We start from the raw sequence: 8,617 nt of genomic DNA, 5'->3' as shown, positions 1-8,617 counted from the left end.
CAGGTGCCGATCGCCGATGTCGGGCCCGATCTCGCGGTCGAGGTGTTCTCGCGGGCACTTCCCGTGATGCCGCTGCCGAGCGGCATGCGCGTCGATGCCGTGGCGGGTCGCCCGGACAGCGCGAATGCGGGGGCCATCCTCGAATCGATCACCACCGCCGTCGACCTTGTCCGTGCCGGCATCGCGCCCGCGCTGGTGACCAATCCCATCGCCAAGTACGTCCTGACCCAGGTTGGCTTCGCCTATCCGGGGCACACCGAGTTCCTGGCCGCCTGTGCGGTCGCGCCCGGCGAGACGCCGCCGTTGCCGGTGATGATGCTGTGGTCCGAGACCCTCGCGGTGGTGCCGGTGACCATCCACGTGGCCCTGCGTCGGGTGCCGGAACTCCTGACGCAGGATCTCGTGATCCGAACCGCCCGCATCGTCGCACACGACCTGCGTCACCGCTTTGGCCTCGCCCATCCGCGCCTCGTCCTCTCCGGGCTCAATCCACATGCGGGCGAGAACGGCACGATGGGCACCGAGGACCGCGACGTGCTGGAGCCGGCAGTGCTGCAGTTGCAGAACGAAGGGATCGACATCCGCGGGCCGCTGCCCGCCGATACCCTGTTCCACGAGAGGGCACGTGCCACCTACGACGTGGCGCTGACCCCAACCCACGATCAGGCGCTGATCCCGATCAAGACCATCGCCTTCGACGATGGCGTCAACGTTACCCTGGGCCTTCCCTTCATCAGGACCTCGCCGGACCATGGCACCGCCTTCGATATCGCCGGCAAGGGCCTCGCCCGGCCCGACAGCCTGATGGCGGCCCTGAGGCTCGCCGCGCGCCTCGTGAAGGCAGAAGCATGAGCGAAGACAGCAGCCTCGGCACGGATGGCCTTCCGCCCCTGCGCGAGGTCGTGCGCAAGCACGGTCTCGAGCCGAAGAAGTCGCTTGGCCAGAATTTCCTGTTCGACCTCATCCTGACCGGCCGGATCGCGCGTTGCGCCGGCCCACTCGAAGGCGTCACCGTGGTTGAGATCGGGCCCGGGCCCGGCGGCCTGACCCGCGCGCTCCTCGCCGAGGGCGCCAAGCGCGTGATCGCCATCGAGCGGGATTCCCGGGCCCTGCCAGCCCTGGCGGAGATCGCGGCGCATCATCCGGGCCGCCTCGACGTGATCGATGCCGACGCGCTGCGTTTCGACCCCGTCCCGCTGATCGGCACCGGGCCGGTGCGTGTCGTCGCGAACCTGCCCTACAACATCGGCACGCCACTGCTGGTCGGCTGGCTCACGGGCGCGGCCTGGCCGCCCTGGTGGGAGTCCCTGACGCTGATGTTCCAGCGCGAAGTCGCCGAGCGCATCGTCGCCGACGAGGGCGACCGGGCGAATTACGGGCGCCTCGGCGTGCTCTGCGGCTGGCGAACGGAGGCGCACATCCTCTTCGACGTGGCACCCTCCGCCTTCGTTCCGCCGCCGAAGGTGACCTCCTCGATTGTCCGCCTCACGCCGCGCCGCGACCCCCTGCCCTGCTCCGTGCAGGCCCTGGAAACGGTGACCCGCGCGGCCTTCGGGCAGCGCCGCAAGATGCTGCGCCAGAGCCTGAAAGCGGCGGTCCCCGACCCGGCACGCCTGCTCGCTGCCGCCGGAATTCCCGAAACGGGCCGAGCCGAGGAAGTCCCTGTGTCCGCCTTCGTGGCGATGGCCCAGGCCCTGAAAGTCACTTGAAAAGGCGGAGGCCGCGCGGATCGCTCCGCGCGGCCTCCTTAACGTTCGTAGGAGCGTGGATGGCGCTCAGCGACCCTGCTGGATCGCCGATAGGATCCAGCGACCGCCGCGCTCGCGCGTGAACGTCCAGAGTTCGACGGCTTCGGGCTCGCCGGTCTCGACCACCCGGTCGGTGCGGCGATCGACGGTCACGTCCTTGATCGCGTAGCGCATCGCCACCGTGGCGTACTCGGCATTGCCCTCGCCCCAGGATTCCGACAGGTCGCCCTGCAGGAGCTTCACGTCCGAGATGCGGTTGACGACGCCGCGCGCCTCGTTGGCCCGCAGTTCCTCGATGAAGTAGCCGGCCATCTCAGGCGTTGCGAGATTGCGCAAAGCTGCCACATCCTCACGGCCATAGGCCGCCTGGACGTCGTTGAGCGCGATCTCGAAGCTCTGAAAATCGCCGGGGCTGATGGCGACCGGACGCGCCTGCACCGGCTGGACTGGCGCCGAACCGCGCTGCTGGGCATTGGCGTATCCGCCGCCCATCGGCGCGCCCCCCATCGGGCCCTGGTTCATGTTCGCGCTGACACCGTCGAGGTTGGACCGGGCATGGCCGGCGGCCGCCGGCTGGCCCTGGCGACGACGGAACCAGCGCACCGCGAAGGACACGAGCAGGACGACGAGGCCGACCTGCAGGATCAGGCCCAGGAAGGACATGATGCCGCCGAGTCCGCCGAAGAAGCCGCCGCCGAGAAGCGCGCCGAGCAGTCCGGCGCCGAGCAGTCCGGCCATGAAGCCGCCGCCGAATCGACGGCCGGGCTGCGCGGCCGTGTTCATGCCGGGATTGCCCATGGCCGGGCCGGGCTGGGTTTGCGAACGCTGGATCGGCGCAGGGGCACCGGGCGCCGTCGTGGTGGCGGAAGGGGGCGTGAAGGTGCGCGATCCGCGCGAGCCCATGCCACCGCTGCTACCGCTTCCGGGACGCGCCTCGGCGACGGGCGCAGCCAGCGCCAACGCCGCGGCAAGCGCGAGGATGGACGCCGCGCGCTTGCGACGAGTGGTGGAGGTGAACATGAAGACGCCTCTGGTGACGAACGTGGAAGTCTCGGCATGCTTAGCGTGCAGGCCGCTCCTGATATGGTGACGTTCGGCCGGCGGTTTTAGTCCTTCCGGACTGCGGATTTCGGTGTCGGATTGCCGATCCGGCCCTAGACCACCGCCGGGAAGACGAGGCGGACAACGGCGCCCTCGTCCGGCTTCGAATCGATGGAGACCGTGCCGTTCTGGCGCTTCATCAATCCGTGCACGATGGCGAGCCCGGTGCCGCGCCCCGCCTCGCGGCTGGTGATGAACGGGGCGAGCGCGCGCGCTGCCATCTCCGGGGACATGCCCTGGCCCTCGTCCGTGACGGTGATGCCGACCGCGCCGTCTCCGGGGCGCTGCAAGCCGCGATCCCCGGCGGGTACCGCGAAGGTCGCGATGGTGATGCGTCCCGGATTCGGCATCGCCTCGCAGGCATTGGCGACGATGTGGGTCAGCGCCAGTTCGACCTGGGTCGGGTTGCCGAGGCCGGGGGCGAGGCCGGGCAGCGTACGGATGTCGAGGGTGATCCGGGTCGGCAGGGTCGGGCCGACCCGGGCTCCGAAATCGGTGATCAGGCGGTTCAGGTCCACCGGGCGGACGTCCGGTGCGATCCGACGCGAAAAGGCGAGCAATTGCCGGGTGAGGATCGTCGCCCGCTCGGCCGCGTCCGTGGATCGCAGGATCGCCCGCTGAATGAAGGGTTCCTCCCGGTCGCCCAGGCGCCGCTTCAGGCCGTCGATGTAGCCGATCAGGATCTGGAGGAAGTTGTTGAACTCGTGCGCGACACTGTTGGTGAGGAGGCCGAGCGCCTCGCGCTGGCGCGAGAGCAACAGGGCGCCCTCCGCGTCCCGGCGTCGCGTCACATCAACGACCTGGGCGAGGCGGAACCCGGTGCCCGGAACCGCGACGACGAGAACCTGGGCCCAGTAGGTCGATCCAGCCTTGGTCTGCGCCAGGATTTCGACCCCTTCGGATCGTTCGCCAGACAGGACGCCGGCCAGGACGGCGATGGTCTCGCGGTCGCCGTCCGGTCGGAGCCCATGGCGGAGGTCCGCCCCGATCAGATCGGATGCCGCCTGCCCCGTTCGCGCAAGGAAGGATGGATTGGCGAGGACGATCTGTGCGGCGTCTCCATGGCCCGCCACCAGGGCAGCGGGGACGGCCGACGCCGTCAGGAGCAGGGCGAGGCCCGCATCCGGATGCGTCTCGAGCGCGTGATCGTCGATCCGGGGCGATGCCATGGACTGTCCGCCGATGCGAGGCGCGAGACGGCCCCTCAGGGGCGCAAGGCATAGCGGCATCCGCCGGTGCGGCAAAGCCAATCGGGCAGCGCCTACTGGCGCACCCACATCACACGGCCGATCCAGGCAATGTCGCTTACATTGATCACGCGGTCCGCGTGCTCGGGGTTCAGCGAGGCCAGTTCGATCGTACGGGCGGTCTTGCGCTTGAGTTCCTTGGCCAAGACTTCACCGGCGGAGAGCCGCACCACGACCCGGTCGCCCTTCCGCACACTGGCGCTGGGCGAGACGATGAGCACGTCGCCGTCGCGGTAGAGAGGCGCCATCGAGTCGCCCTGGACCTCCAGCGCGAAGGCACGGTCCTCCCCGAGATCGGGAAACTCGATCTCCTCCCAGCCGGGCCCGCCGGTCGGCATGCCCTCGTCGGTGAACAGGCGCCCCGCCCCGGCCTGCGTCATGCCGATGAGCGGGATCATCGTACGCGCCGGGCCGCCGCGGGCCTCGATCAGGCGCAAGAAATCGTCGAGGCTGGCACCGGTGGCGGCGAGGACCTTGGAGACGGACTCCGTGGACGGCCAGCGCTTGCGGCCATCCGGGCCGATTCGCTTCGAACGGTTGAAGCTGGTCGCGTCCAGTCCTGCCCGGCGTGCGAGGCCGGATGCGGAGAAACCATGACGCTCGGCCAAGCGGTCGATCGCGGTCCAGATCTGATCATGAGACAGCATCAGGGGCTCGAAGCGCGCTACGACTAAGACGACCAGCCTAGAGTTAGGAAAGTAGAACTAATCTTCGACGATGGCAATGCCGTTTCGGCCACGAAAATCGCCTGAAACCTGCCGCGCTTTGACCGGAGACTTGCTCGCTTGAGTTGTGAGACTCGAAAGAACGATGGCGTTTGATCGCCCTCCGGAAACCCGTTACGGAGCCGGAATGCCGATCATCTACAAGATTTGCCCGCACGAACTCTGGCAGCAGGCCGAAGCGCTCGGCCGCTTCACCGGTGCGCCAGTCGACCTCGCGGACGGGTATATCCATTTCTCCACCCCTGCCCAGGTGGCCGAGACGGCGGCGCGGCACTTCGCGGGTGCGACGAACCTTGTCCTCGTCTCGGTGGAGGCCGAGGTGCTTGGCGCGGCCCTGCGCTACGAGGCCTCGCGCGGCGGCGACCTCTTTCCCCACCTCTATGGCGACCTGGCGCTCGACGCGGTGCGCGGGGTGGTCGACCTGCCGCTCGGGCCGGATGGCCGCCACGTCTTCCCGGCCGATGTCCCACCCGGCGCCGCCGGTTAACCGGAGTCCGGACGTGATCAACGCATTGTTCCCCCTGGCCCGGCCGTTGCTGCACAGCCTCGATGCGGAGACGGCGCACAACCTCACCTTGCGCGGCCTCGCCGCCCTGCCGCCGCGCCGTCCCGCTGCAGACGATCCCCGCCTCGCGGTTTCCGTGCTCGGCCTGCGTTTCCCGAATCCCGTAGGTCTCGCCGCGGGCTTCGACAAGGGTGCCGAAGTGCCCGACGCCCTGCTCGGCCTCGGCTTCGGCTTCGTGGAGGTCGGCGGCGTGGTGCCGAAGCCCCAGCCGGGTAATCCACGTCCCCGCGTGTTTCGGCTCACCCGGGACAATGCCGTCATCAATCGCTTCGGCCTGAACAGCGAAGGCCTCGCGGTGGTGCGCGCGCGCCTCGCCGCCCGCAGGGGGCGGCCGGGCCGGGTCGGCGTCAATATCGGAGCGAACAAGGACGCGACGGACCGGCTCGCCGACTACGTAACCTGCACCCGGGCTCTGGCGCCGCTGGTGGATTTCATCACCGTCAACGTTTCGTCCCCCAACACGCCGGGTCTGCGCGATCTGCAGGGTGAGGCGTTCCTCGACGAACTCCTGGCCCGGGTCGTCGAGGCCCGCGACGAAACGCATCCCGCCACCGCGATCCTCCTCAAGATCGCGCCGGACATCACGCTCGCGGCGCTCGATGCCATGACGGCGACGGCCCTGCGCCGGGGTGTGCAAGCGCTTGTCGTCTCCAACACCACCATCGCCCGGCCCAGCACCCTGCGCGAGACCACCCTCGCTGCGGAAACCGGCGGCCTCTCCGGCCGGCCGCTCTTCGCGGCGGCGACGCGGCTCCTGGCCGAAACCTATCTGCGCGTCGGCCCGCAACTGCCGCTGATCGGCGTCGGCGGGATCGATTCGGCGGAGGCCGCCTGGACCAAGATCCGCGCGGGCGCGAGCCTCGTGCAGCTCTATTCGAGCCTCGTCTATGCCGGGCCGGGCCTGATCCCCGAGATCAAGCGCGGACTTCTGCAGCGTCTGCAGGCCGAGAGCGCGACGAGCCTCGCCCCCATCGTCGGGCGCGATGCGGCCGCACTCGCGGCGATGCCGGGCTAGCGCCGCCCGGCCTTCGGCCGTGTCTCACGCCGCCGACCGGTTCCAGCCAGCACGGCACCGACGGCCGCGAGGCCGACCAGGAGCCACTTCAGGGGCAGGCGCCCGGCATCCTCGCTCGGCAGCGGATCGACCACCATCCGGCCCGGCGCGATCTCCACGCCTGGCTTCCCATAGGCCTTGGCATCGGCGATCTGCTCCGGTGAGACGGCCCACTCCGCGCCGATCTGTCGGTCATGCGCCATCACCGAGATCCCGACCGCGAGCGCCACGGCCAGCGCGGCGAAAACCCTCACGGGCGTTCTCATGGGCATCGGCTCCACAGGGGGGCCATGGGGCCCTGAGCCCCTACGGCATTCGGGTCGTGATAGCCGATGAGAAGCGCCTGTTGCACGGTCGAAGATCACTGGCCCTACTCAGGGCTTTTAAGGAAGCATGAACGCGCTCTGCGCCGAGCGCATGGGACCCTCAAGCGCATGACTGGCCTGCGCTTTCACGCGATTGAGCGGCTTCGGTGCGCTGCGATAACGAGGAGCGTTGCTTCCCGCTCCCTTCCCATCCGTGCCTCTGCCAGGACCCTCCATGGACCATCCGGTCGCGACCCCGAAGCGTTCGTCCGCCGCCGGCGGCTGGGGCGCGCTGAAAAGCTGTGGCAAGCACCTCCTGGGCAGCCGCGCACCGCTCTCGGGCGCGCGGGCCATGCTGAAGGCGAACCAGCCCGACGGATTCGATTGTCCCGGCTGCGCCTGGGGCGACCCGGAGCACGGCTCCTCCTTCGAGTTCTGCGAGAACGGTGTGAAGGCGGTCTCTTGGGAGGCCACCGACAAGCGCACGCCGCCGAAGTTCTTCGCCCGTCACACCGTCACCGAACTGCGCGGCTGGACCGACTACGCGCTGGAGGGCGAGGGCCGGCTGACGCACCCGATGCGCTACGACGGGCTGACCGACCGCTACGTCGTCACCACTTGGGACGCCGCCTTCGCGGAGATCGGCGCGACGCTGCGCGGGCTCGCCTCCCCCGATCAGGCGGAGTTCTACACATCCGGTCGCGCCTCCAACGAGGCCGCCTACCTCTACCAGCTTTTCGCCCGGCACTACGGCACCAACAACTTCCCCGACTGCTCGAACATGTGCCACGAGGCCAGCGGCATCGCCCTGCAGGCGGCCATCGGTATCGGCAAGGGCACGGTGCTGCTGGAGGATTTCGAGAAGGCCGACGCGATCTTCGTGGTGGGGCAGAATCCCGGCACCAACCATCCGCGCATGCTCGGCGACCTGCGCCGCGCCGCCCAGCGCGGCGCCAAGGTGGTTGTCTTCAACCCCGTGCGCGAACGCGGCCTGGAGCGCTTCGCCGATCCGCAGAACACCGTCGAGATGCTGCGCGGCTCCTCCGCCCCCGTGGCGAGCCACTATTACCAGCCGCGCCTCGGCGGCGATATGGCCGCCTTCCGGGGCATCGCCAAGGCGGTCTTCGCAGCCGACGATGCGGCCATGGCCGCCGGTCGGCCCTCGGTGCTCGACCGCTCCTTCCTGCGCAACCACACCGCCGATCACGAGGCCTACCGCGCGGCGGTCAATGCCACGACGTGGGCGATGATCGAAGACCAGTCGGGCCTCGGCCGCGCCGACCTCGAGGTCGCGGCGGAGGTCTATCTCGGCGCCGACAAGGTGATCTGCACCTGGGCCATGGGGGTCACCCAGCACCGCCACTCGGTGGCGACCATCCGGGAGCTGACCAACGTCATGCTCCTACGCGGCCATGTGGGTCGCCCCGGCACGGGCCTGTGCCCCGTGCGCGGCCATTCCAACGTTCAGGGCGATCGTACGGTCGGCATCAACGAGAAGCCGCCGGCGGCCCTCCTCGACGCCCTGGAGCGGGAATTCGGCATCACCGCACCGCGCAGGCATGGCCACAACGTACTGGGTGCCATCGGCGCCATGCTCGACGGCTCGTCCAAAGCCTTCATCGGGCTCGGCGGCAACTTTGCCCGCGCGACGCCGGACACGACGCTGGTGGCCAAGGCGCTGGCCTCCTGCGACCTCACCGTCCACATCGCTACGAAGCTCAACCACTCGCATCTGGTGCCGGGCCGCGTCGCCTACCTGCTGCCTTGCCTGGGCCGTACCGAGATCGACCGGAATTCCAAGGGCAGGACCCAGATCGTCACGGTCGAGGATTCCATGAGCATGGTCCACGGCTCCGGCGGCATCAACAAGCC

9 protein-coding genes are annotated in these 8,617 nt (G+C 69.3%); 5 read left to right on the top strand and 4 right to left on the bottom strand.

The window, feature by feature from the left end:
* Nucleotides 1-852, top strand: an 852-nt coding sequence (gene pdxA / locus JWQ05_RS08825) for a 4-hydroxythreonine-4-phosphate dehydrogenase PdxA (protein WP_299657647.1), incomplete at its 5' end; no start/stop codon positions are given.
* Nucleotides 849-1,709 (top strand): 16S rRNA (adenine(1518)-N(6)/adenine(1519)-N(6))-dimethyltransferase RsmA, encoded by an 861-nt coding sequence (gene rsmA / locus JWQ05_RS08820; RefSeq protein WP_299657646.1) that lies wholly within the window; start codon nt 849-851, stop codon nt 1,707-1,709. The genes pdxA and rsmA, both read left to right, overlap by 4 nt.
* A gap of 66 nt (nt 1,710-1,775) precedes the next feature.
* Here rsmA and JWQ05_RS08815 read toward each other — a convergent pair whose 3' ends face one another.
* The 3 genes from JWQ05_RS08815 to JWQ05_RS08805 form a co-directional block, all read right to left on the bottom strand.
* Entirely contained in the window at nt 1,776-2,768 is a 993-nt protein-coding gene (locus JWQ05_RS08815) for a TIM44-like domain-containing protein (protein ID WP_299657645.1), read from the bottom strand.
* A 134-nt stretch (nt 2,769-2,902) separates the two neighbouring features.
* Nucleotides 2,903-4,018, bottom strand: coding sequence for an ATP-binding protein (locus tag JWQ05_RS08810; protein ID WP_299657644.1), 1,116 nt, complete (start codon nt 4,016-4,018; stop codon nt 2,903-2,905).
* A gap of 92 nt (nt 4,019-4,110) precedes the next feature.
* Complete coding sequence (locus JWQ05_RS08805; RefSeq protein ID WP_299657643.1) at nt 4,111-4,743, bottom strand: helix-turn-helix transcriptional regulator; 633 nt, start codon at nt 4,741-4,743, stop codon at nt 4,111-4,113.
* A gap of 205 nt (nt 4,744-4,948) precedes the next feature.
* Here JWQ05_RS08805 and JWQ05_RS08800 point away from each other — a divergent pair, with 205 nt between their 5' ends.
* Nucleotides 4,949-5,308 carry a DUF952 domain-containing protein gene (locus JWQ05_RS08800; RefSeq protein ID WP_299657642.1) on the top strand — a complete coding sequence of 120 codons (360 nt, stop codon included), beginning with the start codon at nt 4,949-4,951 and terminating at the stop codon, nt 5,306-5,308.
* Nucleotides 5,309-5,321: 13 nt separating this feature from the next.
* On the top strand, nt 5,322-6,401 hold the full coding sequence (locus JWQ05_RS08795) for a quinone-dependent dihydroorotate dehydrogenase (protein ID WP_299657640.1): 1,080 nt from the start codon (nt 5,322-5,324) through the stop codon (nt 6,399-6,401).
* Here the strand turns inward: JWQ05_RS08795 and JWQ05_RS08790 are convergent.
* A complete protein-coding gene (locus JWQ05_RS08790; RefSeq protein ID WP_366944572.1) occupies nt 6,398-6,694 on the bottom strand; it encodes a hypothetical protein in 297 nt (98 codons plus the stop codon). The genes JWQ05_RS08795 and JWQ05_RS08790 overlap by 4 nt on opposite strands.
* Nucleotides 6,695-6,980: 286 nt before the next feature.
* On the opposite strand from JWQ05_RS08790, the gene JWQ05_RS08785 reads away from it, so the two are divergent.
* Nucleotides 6,981-8,617: FdhF/YdeP family oxidoreductase (locus tag JWQ05_RS08785; protein WP_299657636.1), on the top strand; the 1,637-nt coding region annotated here is incomplete at its 3' end.

This window comes from Methylobacterium sp., from assembly GCF_028290105.1.
In the GTDB taxonomy this organism is placed as follows: Bacteria; Pseudomonadota; Alphaproteobacteria; order Rhizobiales; family Beijerinckiaceae; genus Methylobacterium.
The sequence above is the reverse complement of the archived record's forward strand: the minus strand, read 5'-3'. Positions and strand labels throughout refer to the sequence as shown.